The sequence below is a fragment of the Photobacterium sanctipauli genome, from assembly GCF_003026495.1.
Classification (GTDB): Bacteria; Pseudomonadota; Gammaproteobacteria; order Enterobacterales; family Vibrionaceae; genus Photobacterium; species Photobacterium sanctipauli.
Map to the genome: position 1 here is coordinate 210,122 of NZ_PYMA01000001.1, position 23,355 is coordinate 233,476.

18 protein-coding genes and 1 pseudogene are annotated in these 23,355 nt (G+C 47.7%); 7 read left to right on the forward strand and 12 right to left on the reverse strand.

Annotation, left to right across the window (positions count from 1 at the left end; translation table 11 throughout):
- Positions 1–7: 7 nt before the first annotated feature.
- Complete coding sequence (locus tag C9I98_RS00915) at positions 8–889, reverse strand: LysR family transcriptional regulator (RefSeq protein ID WP_036831192.1); 882 nt, start codon at positions 887–889, stop codon at positions 8–10.
- A gap of 154 nt (positions 890–1,043) precedes the next feature.
- On the opposite strand from C9I98_RS00915, the pseudogene C9I98_RS00920 reads away from it, so the two are divergent.
- Positions 1,044–2,242: pseudogene (locus C9I98_RS00920) on the forward strand (MFS transporter).
- A 136-nt stretch (positions 2,243–2,378) separates the two neighbouring features.
- On the opposite strand, the gene C9I98_RS00925 reads toward C9I98_RS00920, so the two are convergent.
- Entirely contained in the window at positions 2,379–3,440 is a 1,062-nt protein-coding gene (locus tag C9I98_RS00925; protein WP_036822254.1) for a fatty acid desaturase family protein, read from the reverse strand.
- A gap of 8 nt (positions 3,441–3,448) precedes the next feature.
- Positions 3,449–4,537 (reverse strand): iron-sulfur cluster-binding domain-containing protein, encoded by a 1,089-nt coding sequence (locus C9I98_RS00930; RefSeq protein WP_036822251.1) that lies wholly within the window; start codon positions 4,535–4,537, stop codon positions 3,449–3,451.
- A gap of 206 nt (positions 4,538–4,743) precedes the next feature.
- On the opposite strand from C9I98_RS00930, the gene C9I98_RS00935 reads away from it, so the two are divergent.
- The 3 genes from C9I98_RS00935 (at position 4,744) to C9I98_RS00945 (ending at position 10,139) form a co-directional block, all read left to right on the forward strand.
- A complete protein-coding gene (locus C9I98_RS00935) occupies positions 4,744–6,423 on the forward strand; it encodes an RluA family pseudouridine synthase (protein WP_173424681.1) in 1,680 nt (559 codons plus the stop codon).
- A gap of 449 nt (positions 6,424–6,872) precedes the next feature.
- Positions 6,873–8,825 carry a DUF1800 family protein gene (locus C9I98_RS00940; protein ID WP_051902182.1) on the forward strand — a complete coding sequence of 651 codons (1,953 nt, stop codon included), beginning with the start codon at positions 6,873–6,875 and terminating at the stop codon, positions 8,823–8,825.
- Positions 8,826–8,828: 3 nt separating this feature from the next.
- Positions 8,829–10,139 (forward strand): DUF1501 domain-containing protein, encoded by a 1,311-nt coding sequence (locus C9I98_RS00945; protein WP_051902179.1) that lies wholly within the window; start codon positions 8,829–8,831, stop codon positions 10,137–10,139.
- A gap of 112 nt (positions 10,140–10,251) precedes the next feature.
- Here the strand turns inward: C9I98_RS00945 and C9I98_RS00950 are convergent, their stop codons facing one another.
- Complete coding sequence (locus C9I98_RS00950) at positions 10,252–11,376, reverse strand: YibE/F family protein (protein ID WP_036822248.1); 1,125 nt, start codon at positions 11,374–11,376, stop codon at positions 10,252–10,254.
- A gap of 58 nt (positions 11,377–11,434) precedes the next feature.
- Complete coding sequence (locus C9I98_RS00955) at positions 11,435–13,636, reverse strand: bifunctional metallophosphatase/5'-nucleotidase (protein WP_036822245.1); 2,202 nt, start codon at positions 13,634–13,636, stop codon at positions 11,435–11,437.
- A 468-nt stretch (positions 13,637–14,104) separates the two neighbouring features.
- Here C9I98_RS00955 and C9I98_RS00960 point away from each other — a divergent pair, with 468 nt between their 5' ends.
- A complete protein-coding gene (locus C9I98_RS00960; protein WP_107271454.1) occupies positions 14,105–14,962 on the forward strand; it encodes a patatin-like phospholipase family protein in 858 nt (285 codons plus the stop codon).
- Positions 14,963–15,087: 125 nt separating this feature from the next.
- Here C9I98_RS00960 and C9I98_RS00965 read toward each other — a convergent pair whose 3' ends face one another.
- The 7 genes from C9I98_RS00965 to C9I98_RS00995 all read right to left on the reverse strand — a co-directional run bounded on the left by C9I98_RS00965 (position 15,088) and on the right by C9I98_RS00995 (position 21,680).
- On the reverse strand, positions 15,088–15,684 hold the full coding sequence (locus tag C9I98_RS00965; RefSeq protein ID WP_036822595.1) for a cytochrome c3 family protein: 597 nt from the start codon (positions 15,682–15,684) through the stop codon (positions 15,088–15,090).
- A gap of 8 nt (positions 15,685–15,692) precedes the next feature.
- Positions 15,693–16,127 (reverse strand): nitrate reductase cytochrome c-type subunit, encoded by a 435-nt coding sequence (locus C9I98_RS00970; protein WP_036822593.1) that lies wholly within the window; start codon positions 16,125–16,127, stop codon positions 15,693–15,695.
- Positions 16,117–16,971, reverse strand: coding sequence for a quinol dehydrogenase ferredoxin subunit NapH (gene napH / locus C9I98_RS00975; RefSeq protein ID WP_036822590.1), 855 nt, complete (start codon positions 16,969–16,971; stop codon positions 16,117–16,119). The genes C9I98_RS00970 and napH overlap by 11 nt, the downstream gene beginning before the upstream one ends.
- The gene (gene napG / locus C9I98_RS00980) at positions 16,971–17,732 is read right to left on the reverse strand and encodes a ferredoxin-type protein NapG (protein WP_036822588.1); all 762 of its coding nucleotides are present in this window, start codon (positions 17,730–17,732) and stop codon (positions 16,971–16,973) included. Before napG ends, napH begins: the two co-directional genes overlap by 1 nt.
- Positions 17,733–17,749: 17 nt before the next feature.
- On the reverse strand, positions 17,750–20,236 hold the full coding sequence (gene napA / locus C9I98_RS00985; protein WP_107271455.1) for a nitrate reductase catalytic subunit NapA: 2,487 nt from the start codon (positions 20,234–20,236) through the stop codon (positions 17,750–17,752).
- Position 20,237: 1 nt separating this feature from the next.
- On the reverse strand, positions 20,238–20,498 hold the full coding sequence (locus tag C9I98_RS00990) for a chaperone NapD (protein WP_036824347.1): 261 nt from the start codon (positions 20,496–20,498) through the stop codon (positions 20,238–20,240).
- Between the two features lie 420 nt (positions 20,499–20,918).
- Positions 20,919–21,680, reverse strand: coding sequence for a ribonuclease H family protein (locus C9I98_RS00995; protein WP_036824348.1), 762 nt, complete (start codon positions 21,678–21,680; stop codon positions 20,919–20,921).
- 142 nt (positions 21,681–21,822) lie between these two features.
- Between C9I98_RS00995 and C9I98_RS26610 the strand changes: the two genes are divergently transcribed.
- Together C9I98_RS26610 and C9I98_RS01005 are read left to right on the forward strand one after the other, a co-directional pair.
- Positions 21,823–21,984, forward strand: coding sequence for a hypothetical protein (locus tag C9I98_RS26610; RefSeq protein WP_170111204.1), 162 nt, complete (start codon positions 21,823–21,825; stop codon positions 21,982–21,984).
- Between the two features lie 167 nt (positions 21,985–22,151).
- Positions 22,152–23,267 carry a helix-turn-helix domain-containing protein gene (locus tag C9I98_RS01005; RefSeq protein WP_152557101.1) on the forward strand — a complete coding sequence of 372 codons (1,116 nt, stop codon included), beginning with the start codon at positions 22,152–22,154 and terminating at the stop codon, positions 23,265–23,267.
- Positions 23,268–23,355: the final 88 nt, after the last annotated feature.

The following is a 23,355-nucleotide window of genomic DNA, read 5'->3' on the forward strand; positions in this document are numbered from 1 at the left end:
GACAAAATCAGAGCGACAGTTGTGGCTTGATAAAATCGATGAAAGCTGAAATACGCCGCGCCACATTGGAAGACTTGTAGTACACCGCATTAACTTGCTCACGCCCGGTATTCAATAGTTTATGACTCTCCAAGACAGGCACTAACCGCCCTGCTGAAATATCTTTCTTCACCATAAACCCAGATAAACAAGCAATTCCATTGCCTTGTATGGCAAGTTGTCGAACAGTTTCGCCATTACTGCATGTAATGGTGGGCTTTATTTCCCCAACACCCTTTAACGGCCAACTGTTCAATACCTTCGCACCAGTGAAACCAATCAACTCATGGCTTGTCAGTTCATCGGGCTTTTGCGGTAAACCACGCTTGGCAAGGTATTCAGGGGCAGCAACAAGGTAGAGCGCACTTTCTCCCAGCGGACGGGCATGCAACGTAGAATCGGTAAGCTTACCTATGCGAATCGCCACATCGGTGCGTTTCTCCAGTAAATCGACGAAGCCTTCATTCGACGTCAGCTCAAGCTCGATGTCGGGATAAGCTTGCTTAAATGCACCGACCAGAGGCACTAATTGGTGAAAAACAAACGGACTGGCAGCATCGACCCTTAGGCGGCCTTTTGGTAGCTCCCCTCTCGATACGATTTCTTCCTCGGCCAGTTGGATGTGCTGCAACCCCACCCGAACAGATTCAACAAACATCCGCCCTTCGTCAGTTAGCTCCGTGCGTCTCGTGGTACGGTTCAAAATCGTCACACCTAGTTGCTTCTCGATTTTACTGACCGCCCTGGACACCCTCGCGACTTGGATATCGAGTGCTTCGGCGGCGGCTGAAAAACCACCGCTATCAATGACGGCGAGCAAGATTTCCAAGTCATCAGAACGAGTAAGCATATTTTCTTCCAAATGAAGTGAGCAGTTATTATTTCAATAATAACAAAAGTAATTTGCCAATAGTGCTGTTTTTCACAAATCACTTTTCTCGAATAATACACGCCATCAAGTGAGGGCGACACTCCTTACAACCTAACACGAAGAGAAAAGCATTATGCCATTAGCACTTTTAGCGTTAACCCTCAGTGCCTTTGCCATCGGCACCACTGAGTTCGTCATCGTTGGCCTTATCCCAACCATGGCGCAAGACCTCAACGTATCACTTCCTTCTGCCGGCCTACTGGTGGTTTGTATGCCCTGGGTGTGGCCATTGGTGCACCTGTCCTTACTGCCTTAACCGGTAAGTGGAACCGCAAGCATGTGTTGCTAGCCGTGATGTCACTATTTGTTGCCGGAAACCTATTGGCCTGGCAGGCGCCGGGCTACAACACGCTGATCACCGCCCGTATTCTGACCGGCTTGGCGCACGGTGTGTTCTTCTCAATAGGTTCAACAATCGCCACCGGCTTAGTCGCCAAAGACAAGGCCGCCAGCGCCATCGCGATTATGTTCACGGGCCTAACCGTATCTCTGGTGACTGGTGTGCCTATCGGTACTTACATCGGCCAACTGTTCGGCTGGCAAACAACCTTCTTGATTGTGGCTATCCTTGGCATTATTGCCCTAATCGGCAGTGCGCTATTGATACCATCGAACCTCAAGCAACCTGCGGCAACTAAGCTGTCATCGCAATTAAAGGTACTGACCCAGCCTCGTCTATTATTGGTATATGCCATCACAGCCATTGGATATGGCGGCTCATTCACAGCTTTCACCTACTTAGCTTCAATCCTAGAAGAGGTTGCCGGGTTTAATGCCAGCGCCATTGGCCTAATCATGCTGGTTTACGGCGTATCGGTTGCTGTTGGTAACATCTGGGGCGGTAAAATGGCCGATAAAAAAGGGCCGATTAGTGCATTAACATTAATTTTCATCGGCTTGGCTGCAGTACTGTTCACCTTTACTTTCACTGCCGTTAACCCAATTCTGGCGGTAGCTACCATCTTAGTATGGGGTGCGTTTGCCTTCGGTAATGTACCTGGCCTGCAAGTCTATGTTGTAAAACTGGCTGAAAAGCACACCCCAGATGCTGTGGATGTGGCTTCAGGTTTGAACATTGCGGCATTCAATGTGGGTATTGCCTTTGGTTCATGGGGTGGCGGCATGATTGTTTCAAAAGCTGGCTTAATGCACACCCCTTGGGTAGGCGGCATCATTGTCTTGTTTGCCTTGGCACTGACTCGCCTAAGCGGGGCGCTAGATAAGCGCACAGCAACAAGATCAACAGCGCAGGCACTCAACCAAGCCGCATGAACAAAGTAGCCTTTAAATTAAGTATCGCTTGAAATAACTTGCTTAAAATAACGCGCTAAAACCAAAATGCCGCTCACTTAACGTGAGCGGCATTGTTATTTCTGGGGTTCCAGTCGGTATTCGCAAGCGGCCAAGATCATGGAAGCGAATAGCGGGCAATGCGCTTGACTACCGAAGCATATTGGCTGAAGAAATGGCCAGTGTTATAGGGGATACCATAGCGAGCAAAGACAGCTTGGACCTGAGGGGCAACTTCTTGATAGCGCGATGAGGGCATATCCGGGAACAGGTGATGTTCAATTTGCAAACTCAGATGCCCACTCAGAATATGAAACCATGGCTTGCCGTTAATGTTGGCTGAACCCAAGGCTTGGCGATAATACCATTGTCCCTTAGACTCATTTTCGCACTCTTCTGTGGTAAATGTGCGGGTCTGTTGAGGAAAGTGACCACAAAAGATAATGGTCGATGTCCATAAATTGCGCAGTACGTTGGCAGACAGGTTTGCCAGTAAAACAGTCACAAAGAACGGTCCAGCAAGGGCCGGAAACAACAGATAATCTTTGAATATTTGTCGGGCACCTTTAGCGAAGAAGGCTTTTTTCAGTTCACTATGTGAGACTGCTGATTCACGTCCCTCTTTCTTTTTACCGAAGAATACCCGCTCTCCAGCCAACTCATGGTAGGACACTCCCCACTGAAAAAGCAGGCTCAAGGCCGCATAGGTTAGCAGTTGCCAGAGGTTTTTAACTCGCCAACGAAAATCATTGGATAGGCGTAGCAAGCCATAGCCGAAATCACGATCTTTGCCGACGATATTCGTGTAGGTATGGTGCTCATAGTTGTGAACCCGTTTCCAGCTGCCACTGTCACCAGCAATATCCCATTCGAACTTATCGGAGTTGATATTGGCATCGTTCATCCAATCATACTGGCCATGGAGCACATTATGGCCGATTTCCATATTGTCGAGGATCTTGGCCAGTGCAAGCAGCACAATACCGGGGATCAACATCCATGGCACGAAGCAACCGGCAAAGATCAGAACGCGGCCGGCGATGGCAGCCGCTCGGTGTACCAGGATGACTTTGCGGATATATTGAGCATCAGTTTGGCCGACCTTTTTCTGGGTGTCAGCTTTAATTTGGTCTAAATCACGGGCCAGATTATCGAAATCGGCAGGCGTTAATTGCTTCATGTTGGATCCTAAAGGCTAAGTTCGATCTGGGTCTGTGCTTGAGAGATGCAAGCTTGGATACGCTCTTCACCGGGGCCGGATGTCTTCCCGGTAAGCAAATTGACGACAGTGCCGGACTTTTTAAGGCAACTGCATTGGTGGCAGACCCCCATGCGGCACCCGGAGCGTATTGCGACGCCTGCTGATTCCAATTGATTCAGTAGCGTATCGGCTTGGGCTGGTTGTACCCGCTGGCTGATGCCATTCTGGCTGACAGCGATAGCTGGCGCTGCACCTGATTCAAGACTATCAATGGTGAGCGAGAAGGCTTCAGTGACGACGTTGTCTGCGGCAATGCCTGCTGCTTCAGCCAATTTCCGAGCCTGCTTCATTAACCCATCAGGGCCACAGACCATGATACGGTCATTACCATTTGGGCTGAGGTGTTGTCGCAATATTTCGCTACTCAGATAGCCATGTTCCTGAGTACTTAGCGGTAAGTAACGAAACTGCGGGGAACGTTGCGCAAGTTCAGTGAACTGTTGGCTAAACAGATGGTTACCTGCGGTCGGCGCAAAATGTAACAAGGTGACCGGGGCTGCGCTTTTCACTTGGTCGTTAAGAAAACTGGCAAATGGCGTAATGCCAGTACCACCGGCGATTAACAATAGAGGGGTACTGTCGGCGTTGGGGAAAAATGTTCCCTTGGCTTCGCTAATGTATAACCGATCACCAGGCGAAACGGCCGATAACAGGTGCGGAGTAAATTTGCCATCTTGATGACACCTGATGGTGAGTTGTATCTCACCCTCTTGATGCCACAGAGACAATGAGCTCGAGATGGTAAAAGTGCGGCTTTGTTGGCGACCCTCTATTTCCGTATTGAGCTCGATGTGCTGACCTGGCGTAAAACCTGGCCAGTTTGCTGCTGGCTTGAGGCGCAATTGCAGCACTTGTTGGTTGATAAGTTGTTTACTTTTGACGTCACAGCGAAATAGCCCAGGTTGCCATCCGGGCCGTCGTAATTGAATAACCGGCGCTAACCAATCGGTAGCTGAAGAGTTATTGAACAGCGAAGCATTTACAAAATGCTTCAAAGGGTTGAGCGTTGTTTTCATTATTTTAGCTTACACTTGTTAGCTGACTGAGCGAACAAGTGTAAGCCTAAAGTTTTAAAAAGCAAGCTCTAGAATGTCAAAAAGCTATCAATTTTCATGGGTTGAAATAGTGATAAATTGTCGCTGAACAGTTAGAATTGCCCGCCTTTAACCATGCCCATGAAGCGTTGTGCTCAGCGGGCCCAACGTTGTATTTAGATCTGCCTATGCACAGCCCGAAACATTGCTTTACACCGTTCAAGTCATCCATTGATGGCTATACACTGCCGGAAAAGTTCACCTATCCGTTTTATTACGAGCCGCACCCAATCAGCATCTTGGCGGCGGAAGAATTGCAGCAGCACTTGCTAACGCAGACTGACTGGCAACATAACTTCGGTTTGAACGGTGATACTGAAAGTGCCATCGGCAAAATGTTTGGTGTACTTGTTGTTGAGAACTGTCAAGGCGAAATCGGCTACCTGTCTGCCTTTTCCGGCAAAATAGCCGATCAAAACCTACTGCCAGGCTTTGTCCCGCCTGTATTTGATATGCTGGCTGAAGACAGCTTCTACTTAGTAGAACAGGCTGAGATCAACCAGATTACCGCTGAAATTGAAGCCCTGGAATCCAATCCAGTTCTCAACCGACTTGCTATCACCCTCAAACAAGAGCGCGAAGCGGGTGAAGAAGCCCTCAAAGCCCACCGCAGTAACATGGTGGAAGGCCGCAAGGTACGTAAAGCCAAACGAGCGGCCGCGGCGACACTCACAGAAGATGCACGCAATGCATTGAAGAAGCAGCTTAGCAAAGAGAGTGTGATTGAAAAACTCCAGCTTCGTGATTTGAAGCTCCACTGGGAAGAGCGTATTGGCACTATCCAACAAGAGTTAGATACGCTTGTTGGAGAAATCACCCCGCTGAAAGAGCAACGCAAGGCACGCTCAAACGCACTGCAACAAAAACTGTTTGCCCAATACCGCTTCCTCAACGCCAATGGGGAAAATAAAAACCTGGGCGAATTGTTTGCAAAAACGACCCAAGGTGTTCCGCCAGCTGCTGCCGGAGAGTGCGCCGCACCCAAGCTATTACAATACGCTTACCTGTGGGGGCTGAAGCCTATTGCCCTTGCCGAGTTCTGGTGGGGATTACCGCCTAAATCTGAAATTAGGCAACACAAGAACTACTACCCGGCTTGTCAGGGTAAGTGCCAGCCAATATTGACCCATATGCTTGAAGGTTTGGTCGTGGATGAAAACCCATTGCTATCAAACCCAGCAGAAGGCAAGCACGTCGATATTATCTATCAAGATGAAGACATGGCAGTGGTAAATAAACCTGCCGAGTTTCTGTCTGTTCCGGGCAAGACCATCGAAGACTCGGTGTACCATCGCATGAAGCTGTTGTTCCCAAATGCAACGGGTCCATTGATTGTCCACCGTTTGGACATGTCGACATCTGGCCTGATGGTTATCGCGATTAGCAAGCGGGCAAATAAGAGCCTACAGAAGCAGTTCATCCAACGTACGGTCGAAAAACGCTACGTTGCCCTCATTGATGGCCTACTTGAAAACGAGCAAGGGACAATCAACCTACCAATGCGCGGTGATCTTGATGACCGCCCACGCCAGTTGATTTGTTACGAGCACGGAAAACCTGCGGAAACCACTTGGCAGGTGATTGAACGTAAAGACAACCGTACCAAAGTGTATCTCTCGCCGAAAACAGGACGTACCCACCAGTTAAGGGTTCACTGCGCCCACCCCCTCGGCTTGCAAATGCCAATTATCGGCGACGACCTGTATGGCAAAAAGGAAAACCGCCTGCACCTGCATGCTGAAACCTTAGTTTTGGACCATCCGATTACCCATGAGCGGATGACATTTCGAGTCGATGCCGAGTTCTAACTCGTTATACCCAAACGACTTAAAGATGCCCATCTTGAACTAACTTGGGTATATCCAAATGGCCAGTACTTTTCAGTGCTGGCTTTTTTATTTTAAATACAACACGCAAAGCAAAATAGCGCCACCACCACCCCAAAAAAAGAATAACTAAATACCTAAGTCACGTCCGATACTAGCCGATAGCATTAAGTCAGAGTTATTCAACCCTATGTTATAAAATAAGGCTGTTTCTTATTTATTCTGCATTAACTTCACAGTTCGCTAAATAAGTTTATATGAAACTTAAAACACATACTTTTATTAAGGTAACCGATATTCTTTTCGATCTAATTTTTAGTGTATAAAAAGATCAGGCTAATTTGTTGATTAAACAACATGCAAGATCGTGAGAACCAATCGGCCAAAGCTTTATTTATCAATAACTTTCACTTCAATCCGGAGTAAACACGATGTTTTTCAAAACCGTCAATATTTTGAAAAAGGCTATCGTTTTCTTACTCTTTCAAATTATTGCAATAAATGCATACGCTGTTGATTTGATTGACAATGGTAGCATCAAGCGAGCAATAAACTACAGCTACTTTCCATATTCCGTCAATGTCTCCGTCGTTAGCGACGGTAATATTGTTGAAACCTTTGAATGCCAAATAAATAAAAAAGGACACAACCGAAAAGCACAGTGGCCGTACCATATTGGCCAGTGTATCAATAATAACAGTCTCAGGGTTACCATCGGTCAACTACAGCCTGATGACACCATCGTTCCAATAAAGTCCAAGACTGAAAACCATCTCTGGGCTGAGGATAACAGCTACAGTTTACAATTCGAACGCATCGACACCCCACTTATACTCGATTATCAAAATGCCGCACGATTATTAGAACGGGGAACTTTCGGCCCAACCCCATCGACGGTTAATGCCTTAGTCGGCCAAACCGCAGAACAATGGGTAGATGAACAAATGGCTTTGCCCGCCTCCTACCACCACGACGAATATGTCCGGATCCAAACTATTCGGGGCGAGATAAACGGCAGTATTAGCGAGCACCGCAACTACCGCAGTAACGCTTGGTGGGGCATAGCGTTAAACAGCGAGGATCAACTTCGCCAACGGGTGGCATTCGCCTTGAGCCAGATGCTGGTCGTCTCACAAAATGATGCGGGGCTTTCCGGCAACAATCGCGCCAAAGGGCTTGCCATCTACTACGATCTCTTAGTGCAACACGCCTTCGGCAATTATAAAGATCTCTTGCGTGATGTTACCTATTCACCCGCGATGGGACGCTTCCTAACCATGGCAGGCAACTTACCGCCTGATCCCGAGCAGAACCGTTACCCTGATGAGAACTACGCCCGAGAACTGCTCCAACTGTTTTCCCTTGGCGAATGGAAAACTAACTATCGTGGCATAGTTAAAAAGGACAGTGAAACCGGCGCCCCTATTCCGGCTTATACCGAGGAGGATGTCCAAGAGTTAGCTCGGCTTTTTACCGGGTGGGATGAAGCCAATGGGCTATTAGCGCCAATGGTGGTTACCGCTGCCAATCATGATACTGATCCTAAACGTATTCTCGGCAAGAATTACCCCGGTAACGAAAGCGCTGATGAAGAGCTGGAAAGGCTACTCAATATCTTGATTGGCAAGCGTGAAACCGCCGTGTTTGTTAGTAAGCACCTGATTAAACAATTGGTGACCTCCAACCCGAATAAGTTCTATGTCGAGCGGGTAGCAAGGGTTTTCAACAACACCCAAGGTGATTTAGCAGCAGTCGTCAAAGCCATTTTAACCGACCCCCAACCTTATGAGTTCAACCCTATTTCAGTATCCAAAGCGCGCGAACCCATACTCACTACAGCAGCCCTCTATCGGGCGTTTAATAGCCAGATGGGTGATAGCTATCCGCATCACCGTGATACCAGCCTTGGCTACGGCTACGATGGCGAATACTCACCGGAAAAGCACCGATTTTCTCAAGGCCCATTAAGTGCGCCATCCGTTTTCAATTTCTTCCCTGCTAATTTCACCCCTAGCGGTCCTTTGGAAGATAACAACTTGATTGGGCCTGAATTCGCATTATATACCTCGGCAGAGATCCCTAACTTTGCCAATCTCATTTACCGTAAGCTAAAAAGCGATACCACTCTCGATGGCGATGTCACCGGGTTAGCCGATGATCGTCTGATCCTTGATTACTCTGCCTTCACCCCACTCTGGACCGCCAATGACAGGCAAGGCTTTTTGGATCAGCTCGCCGATACGTTGTTCGACGGTACGCTTACTCCGCAGCTCGAACAACGGCTGGGGGATGTCTATGACGCCATGCCAAAATCTAATCACGACAATATGTACAAAGTCTTCTGGGTGGCAGCCATGTCACCAGAATTCCAGATTCAGGAGTAACTCATGATGAAATTATCGCGACGTCGATTTTTACAACATAGCGCCCTGATGACGGGGGCAAGCTCACTACCGATGGCGTTCACGCTCAGCAATAAAGCCTACGCAGCCACCGACTATAAGGCCATGGTCTGTGTATTCCTTCGCGGCGGCAATGACTCTTTTAATATGCTCATGGCTGGCGATGATGACCTGTATGGCAAGTACGCCACCAGACGCCCGAATATTGCCATAGAAAAAACCTCACTGTTAATGACAGGCAAAACCGATAACAACGGGGTACCCATAGGACTACACCCCAATATGCCCGGTGTGCAATCGCTGTTTCAGAATGGGCTGGCAGCCGGACTCATCAATATAGGTACACTGGTTGGCCCTGCCGGCAGCGGAGCCCCAAACCCAACGGGGTTATTCAACCACTCCAAGCAGCAATATGCCTGGGAAAGTGCCTGGCAGAGTAGTGGTTATGCCGCATATGGCTGGGGCGGATTATTGATGGACCTACTTGCGCAAGGCGGAGCCATACCCGAACTGGTTTCCCTCGGCGGTAATAGTTGGTTATCAGGGGTGAATGTCGGTGATGTGCGTACTAACACTCAAGGCTCGGTGTCTGAAGTCAGTACCTTTAGCGACTCATCAACACTGGAAGCGGAATACAACGAGATGGTCAACGAGGTTTACCTTTCCCCTTTCCACCAGCAATACCTAAAACAGCATGAAGGCTTCCTCACCCCCTATAACAACTTCCGCTCTTTGATCGAGTCTACGCCTTTAGATCCGAACATCAGCCGTAACAGCTCTCTGAGCTCCCAACTATCTGCTGTAAAGCGCATCATTGACGCGTCTGTCGCATCGGGGAGTGTGGGACGTCAGGTGTTCATCGTTAACCAAGGCGGGTACGACACCCACTCCAACCAACTACCAAGGCATGAATCGCTGTATAGCCAACTTGATACCGCGCTTACTGAGTTCACGCTAGCCTTAGAAAGTCTGCAACCGAATGTCACCACTTTCACGATGTCAGATTTTGGCCGTACCATGCACAACAATAGCAATAACGGTACCGACCATGGTTGGGGCAGCAACCAATTGGTGATTGGCGGTAGCGTTATGGGCGGTTGTTATGGCGCCTACCCTGACTTTAGTGTGGGTAGTCCGGATGATAACGGCAGGGGACGCTTGATCCCTACCCTCGCTCATGAGCAAATGGCCGCCACGTTAGCCACTTGGTTTGGCGTCAGCAGTTCGGGGATCGAGACGGTATTCCCCACCACCTCTGCCAATTTTGGCACCATGAACCTCGGTTTCATGGGCTAGCTATGTTGGCATAACCCTTCACAGACGGGCGACACTGCTCCTTCCGTGTCCCGCCCTCACAGCTAGTCCTAGCCTCTATAAGGCGGTGCCTCTTTGATGCACCGCCTTCTTTTTAGTCGTTATATTTTTGGTAGACAAAACTCGCAATCAATACCGTCAATGGCACAGTCATGATCAAACCAATGCTGCCTGCAAGGCCATGGATCATCGCCAGTGACAGAGCGGGAATATTCATAAATTGCATCACTGGCATTTGGAAGCCCCAAACCATCATGATGGTCGTGAGTGCGCTTCCAACAAACGCCAAAACCAAGGTGTTGGTCATGGTGCCAAGAATATCGCGGCCAATGCGTATTGTTGCCATCAAACGCTCTTTTTCCGTTTGCTCTGGCGAAGCATCACGAAGTTCATGGTAAGAAGAAACCATCGAGATTGCGACATCCATAACTGCACCAAGGGCCGAGATCATAATGGCGACAAACAGCAACCAGCGTACCTGGATCTGCCCTGTGCCACCTAAATAAAGGAGGTCTTCCCCCTTGTCGAGATACAAGCCATTCAATTGCGCCATCTCACCAAATATCTGTGCCATCACCCCGGCAACTATAACGCCGGCCAGCGTACCTAGCATGGCGACAATGGACTTCTTGTTGTACCCCGCAACCAGCAAGAAATTGACGATAATTTTTATCGCCATAAGGCCAATAGTCACAATAACAGGGTTAAATCCTGCGAATAACGCTGGTACCAATACGCCAATCAATAACGCGCCTGTGAAATACAATGAGACCACAGAGTTAACACCTTGGATCCCGGCCAACAAGATAGTCAGTAACACTATGATGCCAATCATCCAATACACTGCTGAAGAGCGATCATGGTTGAATGGCCAGTAAATGGTTCGCCCTGCCTGTTCGCGAATAAGCATGATGAACCTATCGCCTTCTTGCACATAGACGTTATGAAGTCGGCTAAGTTGGTTCTCGACTTCAACTTGCTTACCCTGCTCCTCACTATCTAATAATTTCACCAACAAACGTTGGCGGCCCGTTTTAATTGAAGGTACTAAATGATCCGATTGAGTACTTTCAGTTAAAACCTCTATGACTTCCGCCTTAACAAAAACTTGGTTGCTATAGGCTGTGGGGCGAAAACTATCGCTAACCATTGGCGAAAGCCACAAAATAGCCGTAGAAATAATAAAGATAACGGTCGGAAAAATTAATCGGTTAAACATTTCGGTATCCTAAACAAGAAGGCGCTAATGCGCCTTCTTAATTTAAATCAATAGCTTATTACTGAATCTGATTGGTATAAGTACAACCGTTATACACTTCAGTTAAATCGTCACTATCTTTGTTCGGGTTTTCAAACCAAGAATTGGCATTTTTAGTGCTCAGCGACACGTTAATAGAATCACGATCACTTGGGCCTGAACGCATAACACAAATTTCTTTACTGACCAGACGGTTCCAAAGTGCCTCACCTTCAGCACCATCTTCACGTAGGGTCAAAATAGCACCTTTGTGTTCGTCGGCTACTACGCCATCAGTATCAGATGGTCCGTATTGCTTGATGTACCAGTTGGTATTTTCAAACTTAACGCGATCAAGTACACCCGTTTTGGCGACGTAATCTGTTAGCATGTCACGCACCGCGTAAATCGGCTCGGCTGAAGAGTCCCAGATAACGTCTTCATCAGTTACCCAGCCCACTTCTTTCATTGGCGAACCAAAGCGGTAGTCATTGATAGCCAGCACGTAGGTTTGCTCATCTTCTAATTCAACACCACGGATCTTGATATCCTGAATTCGGTTACCTTTCTTCTCACTTAAATCAACCACGTATTCGATATGACCATCGAAAATGTCGTAGTTAAACGATGGTACTTCTGGATCGAAAGAGACGGTGATATCGCCATCTTGGTATTGATTAAAGTAACCATATGACCATTCCATGTACTCCTTCAGGTTCTTACCCGTGATATTCACGGCAACCAGCTGGTTGTCGTACATGTAAAGGTTGGCACTGTCTTTCTTGCGGTACTCTTGGTCGTGGAATAGATTTGAACCATCAGAGAACAGCGCAGCGGCAGACACATCTACTTCTACGCCAGCTTTATCTTCAACATTCATGATTTGGATCTGGTTAATCAAATCAGTTAATGGCATGTCAGAAAGCTTCGCACTATGGATAGTCGTATACAGACGCAAGCCTTCGTCGGTTAGGTGCTGATTATCATGAACCGCTTCATCAGCTCGACCGTTTGGCGTGTTGGTGAAGTTACCTTTTACTTTACCAATCATGATATTAGCGTCAGCAACTGATGCATCGTGAATATGCTGCATCTCGTTTTGCAGAGCAGGATCTTCTTCAACGTCGGCAACAGTACGGTTCGACAGTGTGGTATCAACGATCTGCCACTTACCGTTTTCATCTTTCTCAAGTTCGATTTCTGCTTTTGCCAAAGCCCAGCCCCAGTTACCCGGCTCGATAACTTTCACTTTCTCATGGCGGTTTTCGGCGTTGTATACGCCTGATTTATTTTTGTCTTCTACTTCATTTTTGTTATCAGCAGAAATATTTGGCATTTCTGCCGTGAAGTCTGCGCCTTTCTCAACTTGCTCAATAAACCGTGCATGCTCGTGGCCCATAAAGATCACGTCAAACTTATCCGCAAGATCAGAAGCGATTTCATGAACACCGCGATCGTGTTCTTTACGTCCGTAGTGAAGCGCGCCAATCACCACATCTGGCTGGTATTGATCTATCACAGCATTGACGGTTTGCTCAATCGCAACATGCTCATCTTTGAAATCAAGATTACGGAAGTTTTCCGGGTTAGATGCATTCCACACTTTCACCCAAGATGGTGTTAAGCCAATAACAGCCACTTTGGCACCATTAACTTGGAAGATTTGGTAGCCACGCAGGAATGGTTCCTCGCCATTAGATTTACAGTCAGTTGAATCTTTGTCCCAAACAATGTTTGATGAGATCACTGAACCATTAAATCCTTCAAGGCTTCGCTCTAGGAAAGCACGCTCAAAGTCAAATTCATGGTTACCCGGGACCCAAAGGTCGTAATCCATGAAGTTCATGGTCTCAACGACTGGGTGAACAGGCTCGTTGTTGAATAGCTCAGCTGAGTTACCTTGCACCGTATCGCCAAGATCAATCATTAAGAAGTTATCATTATTGGCACGCTCTTCATTAAGCAACGTGGCAATTTTTGTAAAGCCAGCATTCACATCGACGCCATCAAGCGCGTAGTCGTAGGCGAAGATACGCCCATGCATATCGCCTGTTGCACCGATGGTAATTGTTTGATGTGTCAATTCGTTATTGTTGCCCTTGACGATAACCGAAGGGGTCGGCTCATACATCTTGCACTCTTGGATAATTCTGGCGTTATCTTTCGTACTGCTATTACACCCAGCAAGTGAAGCAATAATCGCAGCACTTAGTGCAGCATGTTTGATAGTTGTTTTTTTCATTTCTCGAAAACCAATAAAAAGGAGGAATAAAAGCACGAGAAATATACATGTAGAAAATAGAACAAATACTCGAAAATCAACCTAAATGTTTCAAGCTGTAAATTCAGTAAGTTTGATGAATCAAGGGTTAATTGTAATCCTTTGCATGATGCTTAAACGTTAAAACAAAACATTCCGCCAACAAAAGATCGCTCAATAAACAACCACGCAAACGTTTGTTGGTGTGATATTGATCTCAAATGAATTCAACTTAAGAGCCAACAAACCAGACAAAAATGTGACAATAATCACACTTGAATATACTAAAGACAATGATCATTCTTGTTGTACGTTGTAAATTTGAAACGTTACACACTGAAAAGAAATGGTGGCTTTTTATACTATAACGAGTCAGGTTCAATTAAATTTCTATCTGATATCTTATGGTAGAGGAGCAGGAAACATGTCATCAACTTAGGAGCAAATACATTGGCATCACCGACTTTTTTCAACCGCAAGCCCTATAAATTTGGTCTCACGTTATCAGGTGGCGGCGCTAAATGCATGGCGCATATCGGCATGCTCAAGTACCTTGAAGAGCAAGGCATCAAGCCTGACATCATTTCAGGGGCAAGTGGCGGTGCGCTTGTGGGGGCCCTTTATGCGGCGGGGCATACGCCGGACAACATCTTCTCCTTCTTTGTTGAAAACCAAATGTTCAAGATTGATAACTTCTCTTTCAACAAGCTAGGCATTATCAATTCCGAACGGCTCAAGAAGCACTTCAAAGGCTGGATCAAACGCGATAACTTTGATGCGTTAGACATCCCACTCTATGTTGCCACCACCGATCTCAACACCGCCCATCAGGTGGTATTTAACGAAGGTCCATTGCTTCCTGCCCTGCTCGCTTCGGCGGCCTATCCGGGCATGTTCACCCCGGTGGAGATCGACGGTAAATTATTCTCTGATGGTGGGATCACCAACAACTTCCCTACCGATCTCATCAATGATCAATGCCAAGCACACCTCGGGATGTACCTCAGCCCGCTTGAGCACAAAGAGAGTGATGAGTTTGCTAACGCCTTTGACGTGCTGGATCGGGTATTTGAGATTTACAGCTCAGCACACCTATTAAAAAGCATGAAGTTGCCTGATGTGTGCATCGCCCCTGAAGGCATCGATAAGTGGGGCGCGTTTAATGTTGATAACGAGAGCCTCCAGCAGTTATATGATCTAGGTTATGACGCAACGAAAAGCCACTTTGAGCACAAAGATGCTGAGTGGCTAGCCGATGTGAAGCAATCGCTAGATAAGAAGTCCTTTCTTGAGTATTTGACCAGCTAAGCCTGATACCAGCCAGTAAGTGCTGTTCAGGCTTATACCCAAGTAAAAAACTACGATAAAAAACAAAGATAAAAAAATCCCTTTCAGGCGACTGAAAGGGATTTTGTTTATTGACTCAAAAGACCTTAAATCGCGTTATCGACGGTGTGGCCTTTTGGCAGCTGGTGGGCGATGCCCTTATGACAATCAATACAAGTGTTGCCATCCAGCTCGGCTTGGCTGTGGATAGAAGCCGCCACGGTTTTCTGGGTACTGAAGTCCATGTATTCAAAGTTGTGGCAGTTACGGCACTCCTGTGAATCGTTGGCTTTCATTCGTGCCCACTCGCGTGAGGCCATCTCAAACCGGTGCTCCTCGAACTTCTTCGGGGTATCGATCTTGCCAAACACTTTACCGTAAAGCTCTTTGCTGGCCTGGATCTTACGCACCATCTTGGCACCCCAGTCTTTCGGCACGTGACAGTCAGAGCATGTCGCCCTCACCCCACTACTGTTGGTGTAGTGGATGGTGCCCATGTACTCTTGGTACACGGTATTTTCCATCTCATGACAGCCGATACAGAAGCCCTCGCTGTTACTTGCTTCCATGGCAGTATTAAACCCACCCCACAAGATCACACCCGCGATGACACCAACCGATAAGATACTACCAATGGCAAAGTGGCTAGGTTTACGAAACCACTGCCAAAAGCGCCTGAGCAAGCCTGGTCGTTTTCCTTCCATACCCCCTCCTATTGGCCAAACTTACCGACTGGCTCGAAAGTGTTTTCGACAATCGGCTCAGCATCAACTTGTGGTACATGGCACTGCAAACAGAAGTAACGGCGAGGGGCAACCTCGGCCAAAATCTTGTTATTACCATCCATGTAGTGAGTTGGGCTGACACGCGGCGCACCAGTGCGACGGGTTTTGTCAACATCGTGACACGCTAAACACCCGTTGTTGCTGGCATTAATTTGCACATGTTCAGTCGAATGCGGAACAAGTGGTGGTTGGTGAACGAAATCAAGCGCCAAGCGACCTTGCATCTTAGGTACTTGCTTAATCGTTGCAACTTCATTGTTATCACCAATAGGTTGATCACCTCGAAGCGAGGTAACCTCAGCGAATGCTGCAACACTTACCACTGCGGCGAGCAGTGCAGATACAACATACTTACCCTTCATTTTTGGCTCCAATTCTTATTTTAAATTCCAATACCTTTTCAGGACAGACGTCGATGCAGCGTCCACAGCTAATGCACTCTTGACTCATCACTTTACGATCACCAGCTTTCAGCGGTTGGCGGAGTACCTCTGGTTCTGGACACACGTTGAAGCAATCCATGCACTTGGTGCATGCCTCACGATCCGTTGCCGTTACCCTGATCAAGCCATAACGGCCAATCACACCATAGGTAGCGCCCAAGGGGCATAAATGCCCACACCAGCCATGCTCAACCAACAGCAGATCCAGCAGGAACACCAGCAAGATCAAAATCCAGCTCGCCCCCATGCCAAAGATCAAACCACGGTGCAATGCCGCCACCGGATCAATCCAGTTCCACAACACAGTGCCAGAAATCGCGCTGCCCAACAGCAATACCGGGATTAACCAGTAGCGCAAGTTAGACGGCCAGCGATAGCTCGCTTTGATGCTGAGTTTACGTCTTAGCCATGCGGCTAAATCCGTCACCATATTCAGCGGGCATACCCAAGCACAGAATGCACGCGGGGCAACCACGGCATAGCAAACCACCACAATTAGCGCGCCTACAATCGCCATGAGCTCTGGCATATGCCCAGCGGCCATGGTTTGCAACAAGATCAGCGGATCGGTCAGTGGCACGGTGCCAAACAAGCTGCTTGACGACAGGTTTCCCCTAAGCACACCCCATGTAGGGCCAATCATGAACAAGCCAATGATCATCAACTGGCAGCTCCGGCGCAGTAAAAGGAATCGATGGGCTTTCCACCAGCCCAAAGTCGCGGTGGCAGCTTTGCCTGCGTCTTTTGCACGGTTCTTAGCCATTACAAATCTCCTCCCTTCACAGGTTCCCTAACCGGCAGCGAGAGTTCATCAGCCACAAGGCTTTCACCTTGTTTGGCCTTTTCCTCCCAACCCAACCGGTAATGCTGGCCCAGTTGCCCCTTCGCCAACGCCGTTGGCACCACCTTGATCGCCGCTTCTTCTAACACACAGGCTTGCTCGCATTTACCGCACCCGGTACAAACATCGGAATGCACCGTCGGGATAAACTTGGCATGGTAGCCAGTACGCTGGTTTCGAATTGGCTCAAGGGTGATGGCCTCGTCAATTAAGGGGCAAACCCGGTGGCACACATCGCACCGCAACCCTTGCCAGTTCAAGCAAGTTTCATGGTCTATCAGCACGGCTGTGCCCATTCTGGCGTCGTCAATGTTGGTTAACGCCTGATCGAGAGCACCGCTCGGGCAGTCCACCACACATGGAATGTCTTCGCACATTTCGCACGGGATCGTTCTTGCCGTGAAGTACGGCGTTCCCGTTGCGACTGGCGAAAGCAATGTAGCTAGTTTCAATGTGTCGTAAGGGCATGCCTGCACACACAACCCGCAACGCAAACAAGCTTGAAGAAATTCAGGTTCTTCCAATGCGCCCGGCGGACGAATAGGTACCCCTGCTTCAGCCTTGCTTTGCTTGCTCTGCAACCCCAAGATGGTGGCGGCAGTACCGACACCGACGGCGGTGCGCATCGAATCGCGCAAAAAGCGTCGGCGACTCTCTGATGTTGGCGTGCGTGACGTTTTCATCGCTCTGTACCTGTTTGTTAGGCTTTAACCACTTTCACCGCACATTTCTTAAAGTCGGTTTCTTTAGAAATTGGGTCAGTGGCATCCAGTGTTAGCTTGTTGGTAAGCTGCCCTGCATCAAAAAACGGCATATATACCAGCCCTTGCGGTACTCGGTTTCGACCACGGGTTTCAACATGGCTCAATACCTCGCCTCGGCGTGAGACCAGCTTAATCGCATCGCCACGGCGTAAACCGCGCTTCTTCGCATCCAATGGATGCATGTAAACAACCGCATCAGGGAATGAACGGTATAGCTCAGGCACACGGCGGGTCATCGAACCGGTATGCCAGTGCTCCAAGACTCGACCTGTTGATAGCCATAGGTCATATTCTTCATCTGGCGCTTCTGCTGGCGGCTCATAAGGCAGTGCAAAGATCACCGCTTTCTTGTCTGGCTTGCCATAGAACGAGAATGACTCCCCTTTCTTGACATAAGGGTCATAACCTTCCGAGTAACGCCATACGGTTTCTTTACCATCCACTACCGGCCAACGCAGGCCGCGAGACTGGTGGTACATATCAAACGGCGCCAAGTCATGCGCGTGGCCACGACCAAAGTAGGCGTATTCTTCGAACAAGCCTTTTTGTACGTAGTAGCCAAAATCACGCGACTCATCGTTTAACTGGCCTTCCGTTAGCTCATCCAAGCTGTACTTGTCGATCTCGCCGTTCTTAAATAGAACGTCATATAGCGTTTTGCCTTTGTGCTCAGGCTTTTTGGCAAGCAACTCTTCAGGCCACACTGCTTCAACCTTGAAGCGCTTGGAAAATTCCATTAGCTGCCACAAGTCAGATTTTGACTCACCCGGTGGTGAAATTTGCTGATGCCAGAACTGGGTACGACGCTCGGCATTACCATAGGCACCCTCTTTCTCTACCCACATCGCTGTCGGCAAGATCAGATCCGATGCCATGGCTGTTAACGTAGGGTAAGGATCGGAAGTGATGATGAAGTTGGCAGGATCGCGGTAACCCGGCAGACGATCTTCATTGATATTCGGACCAGCTTGCATGTTGTTATTACACATCACCCAAAGCACATTGAGCTTACGATCCTTCAACATGCGATCTTGCAATACGGCGTGGTAGCCCGGCTTCGGTGGAATGGTGCCTGCCGGAATATTCCAGTGGGTTTCACACATTTCACGGTGTTTCGGGTTCATTACCACCATGTCGGCAGGCAGACGGTGCGCAAAGGTACCCACTTCTCGTGCTGTACCACACGCCGAAGGCTGACCTGTTAGCGAGAACGGACCACAACCTGGCTTTGAGATTTTGCCAGTAAGAAGGTGAATGTTGTAAATCAGGTTGTTGGCCCAAACGCCACGGGTATGCTGGTTAATACCCATCGTCCAGTACGATACCACCTTGACGTCTGGGTTGGCGTATAGCTCGGCCAGCTCATTTAGCTGATCGACCGGCACACCGGATAGCTCAGAAACATACTCTGCGGTATAGGTAGAAACAAACTTAGCGTAATCCTCAAAGCTCATTGGCGTAGAGTCACCACTGCCCGGGTTGGCTGCAGCTTTCTCTAGCGGGTGAGAAGGACGAAGACCGTAGCCGATATCTGTTACACCCTTACGGATATTAACGTGCTTATCGAGGAAGTCTTGGTTCACCTTATTATTGGAAATAATGTAGTGAGCAACAAAGTTCAAGATAGCCAAATCGGTTTGCGGGCTGAAGATCATGGCATTGTCTGCCAGCTCGTAGCTACGGTGGGTATACGTTGATAGCACCGCCACTTTCACTTTGTCGTTCGACAGGCGGCGATCCGTCAGTCGAGTCCAAAGAATTGGGTGCATCTCAGCCATGTTCGCGCCCCAAAGCACAAACGCATCGGCTTTTTCCAGATCGTCATAGCTACCCATAGGCTCGTCCATACCAAAGGTACGGCCAAAACCAACGACGGCCGAAGCCATACAGTGACGCGCATTCGGATCAATATTGTTGGAACGGAAGCCGGCTTTGTATAGCTTGGCAGCGGCATAGCCTTCCCATACTGTCCACTGACCAGAGCCGAACATGCCCACCCCGCTTGGGCCTTTGTCTTTCATGGCTTGCTTGTATTTATCCGCCATTACATCGAAGGCTTCATCCCAGCTAACTGGCGTAAACTCACCCTCTTTGTGATACACGCCATCTCGTTTTCTAAGCAATGGCTGTGTTAGGCGGTCTTTCCCGTACATGATCTTGGGTAGGAAGTACCCCTTGATACAGTTTAGGCCTTTATTGACCGGTGAATCAGGATCCCCTTGTGCGGCAACCACACGACCGTTTTGCGTACCTACCAGTACGCTACAACCGGTACCACAGAAACGACAAGGTGCTTTATCCCATTTAACCTCTTTATCCTCTCCGGCTGCATGGGATACAGACACGGGGATGGTCAGCCCTGCGGCAGCTGCGGCGGCAACGGCAGCATTCGCCTTTAAGAAACTACGTCTAGTGACTGTCATTTTATGCTTCCTTAAGCTCAGATTGTTCATCCATTTGGTGGAAAACCAGTGTGGTATCTAGAACGCCGGGCATGGCCTTTATGTCATTAAAGCTGTCCACCAGCCCGTCTTTGCTGCTTCCTTCCAGCGTGACTACCATCTTTCCTGATTCACTGTGTATTGGTACTTCCGCCCCTTTTAGGTTTTCAATTGCTGTTTTAACCTGCCCACTCTGGTTCGCGACTGCATATACAATCAAGCTACAGACATGGTATTCATCCACTGCTAAGTCCTCCTAAACAGGCACACCTCCACCATCCACACCAAGCGGCATTGCACCTACACTTAGAGTGGTTATAATCAATTTATTCCTAATGGATAGACAAGACATACCCCCAAAGAGGTAACAGGTACTACTATTGAGTTAGATCAAGAAAGGAACAGCACCAAGTTCACAGTTATTAAAATCAGTAACTTGAAGCTAAAATACGCAATTAATGAAAGATTATGAAAAGATAAGACAAGTTATGAATTCAGTTGCCTGATATTAAACCAGCCTCGTAGGTAGTTTAATCAAGGCTTATCGTGGAATACGTACGAGGCTTAATGTTCAGTTTTAACATGGTGAATAGGCTTGCTGGCCATGAGAAGTAATAACCAACAAGCATCTATATTAGGGGAACCCCATCAGTAACGAGAAAAACTAACCAGCCCGCATGGCTAATATGGCTTCAACATCTATCTCACCACTGTATTGGTGAAACTCTGTATCGCACTGATCGACAGCGTAAACAGACATCCTATCGGCAAGTTCGTTACCCTCAATACCAGCGTGCCCCTTCACATGTGACAGCGTCACCTTGTTTTTTAGCTTCTCATACAACTCATGTGCGGCCTGGATGATCTCAAGGTTCTTAATATCGCCCGGCTCATTACGTTGCCAACCCTTTCTTTTCCAGCTGTATGCCCAAACAGAAATACAGTTAATCGAATATTGGGAGTCACTCAACACGTGAACCGACTTGCCTTGCTCCAAAGCAGCTTCTGCCAATAGTAGTGCTTGATGTAATGCATTCAACTCAGCCGAGTTATTGGTGCCATTGGGGTTATATAATCCATACCATAGCGCCGCCAACTGCTCGCGGTGATAAACAGCAATACCTGATCCAGCTTTGCCCGGGTTAGGATCGCAAGCACCATCACTGAAAATATTCACATCAAAATCAGCCAATGGCTTGATGGTCGGCTTAGGTTTTGCGGATGCAGACGATACTGGCTTCGCGCTTTTTGCCGAAGGAGCTGCTGCACCCGCACCAGACTTAAATGCACTCTCTGCTTCTTCTCGTGAAGGAAACGACTTATATCTGGCCTTGGGAAACTTGTCGACAAGCTGCTTGGTTTTGTCCCAGCTTGTAAACACACCCGTTTCGCGTCCTACCCAGACAACATAAAATTTTTTAGCCATTGGTTTTCCTTATTATGATCAGCGGAGTGATCTATACCCCCAGCTAAAAACTTAATCAAGGTCAAACTCTTGTCAATTGGAAATGATAGCTGGTAAATGCTTGTCTAGGCTTAAGGTAAATCAAGGTAGAGGGGCGCGAATTATGGACTTTACAGACAAGATGAAACTTCGCGGCAAAGCAGAAGAAGATCTGTATTTTGCAGAAAGGGATCGTAAGCTGATTGAGGCATATCACGCACTAAAAAAACAAGTGCCTGAGGAGCTATTAAATAAGGAAAAACAAGATCTTAATACCATAAAATAATATCGCTATTGGGGTGAAACATTTAGTAATACAATTACTTGCTCCCAAAGCAATAAACATCGTTTATATGTGATAAATTATTCACCAAACAGACATATAAATTGAGTGTTGCAAAAGGAATAGCCGCTCACAACAGATGAGACTGCTAGTCCTTGGGAAGTAATGCCTTGAAAAGCGATACCTTAAGAAGCACAAACCTAAATACCAATAACTTAAATACCGCCAAGAACCTAAAGTGCCAGACCTTACACGGCAAGACATCATCGCGCGCAGCAAATATGCAGCCAAATACGAAAAGCCATGGTATTAATGCGCTGCCTCTCAGTAGAGCAGTTTTAGGTCTGCCTTTTTTGAACTTCCTCGATGACAGCGGTATTGACCCCGCTCGCGTATTGACGGTATTTGAAGTCGACAAACAGGTTATCAGCAACCCAAACATTTACGTACCAAGCCATATGATTGGGCAGATGGTTGATATGGTTGCAACCATGACCAACCAACAAGACATCAGCTACTTTGCCAGTGAGTACCAATGCTGTGCGCCCGTTCACCCTTCGCTAGCAAAACAGCTTGAGCAAAACGACAACATTGGTGGTTTATTATCCGCATTGTTATCACATCAGAAACTACAAGGTTCACACTTTAAATTGTGGGCGGAGTCGAACCAACACGAATTGCGTATATACCACCGCAGTGCTTTACATAAAAACAGTCGAGGCTTTGACTATGCCAATGACTACACCACCTTCCTTTTATTGAGTGTTTTAAGAAAGCACTTAGGTGAAAGCTGGAAACCTGATTATCTCGTGATGGAGAACGTATCAGCCCCGTATAACAAGGTAGTCGCCCAAACGAAGTACCGTAAGGTAATCACAGGGCAAAAGAGTAATTACATTCCAATTAACTACACCATTAACGATGTGAGCTTTCACCTAACGGCTGAAAACGAACAACACGCCATCGATCGTCTTAAAAGCGTCATCGATATTTTCTGGCAAGAGGAGTCATTCAGTCTAGACTTTGTTGCCCACCTATTCGGCGTATCTGAAAGGACGTTGCAGCGGTTGTTTCTGGAGCAAGGCAGTTCGTTCCGCCATTACTTGAACGAGAAGAAGATCAATAAATCAATGGAGCTACTTCGCTCTGGTATGAACGTCAGCGATGTCGCTTTCAAACTAGGATATTCCGATCCTTCCAACTTTACTCGAGCAATGAAAAAGCAAATCAATATGTCTCCAACCCAGTACCTTAAGTATTATCAGGCGGGTAAGATTGCTTCTTAATTCGTAGTGGCGATGATCAGTAGATATAAAAAAGCCCTCACATAGTGAGGGCAAACATACCTCTATCAAACACTAGCACAGTCTTCTC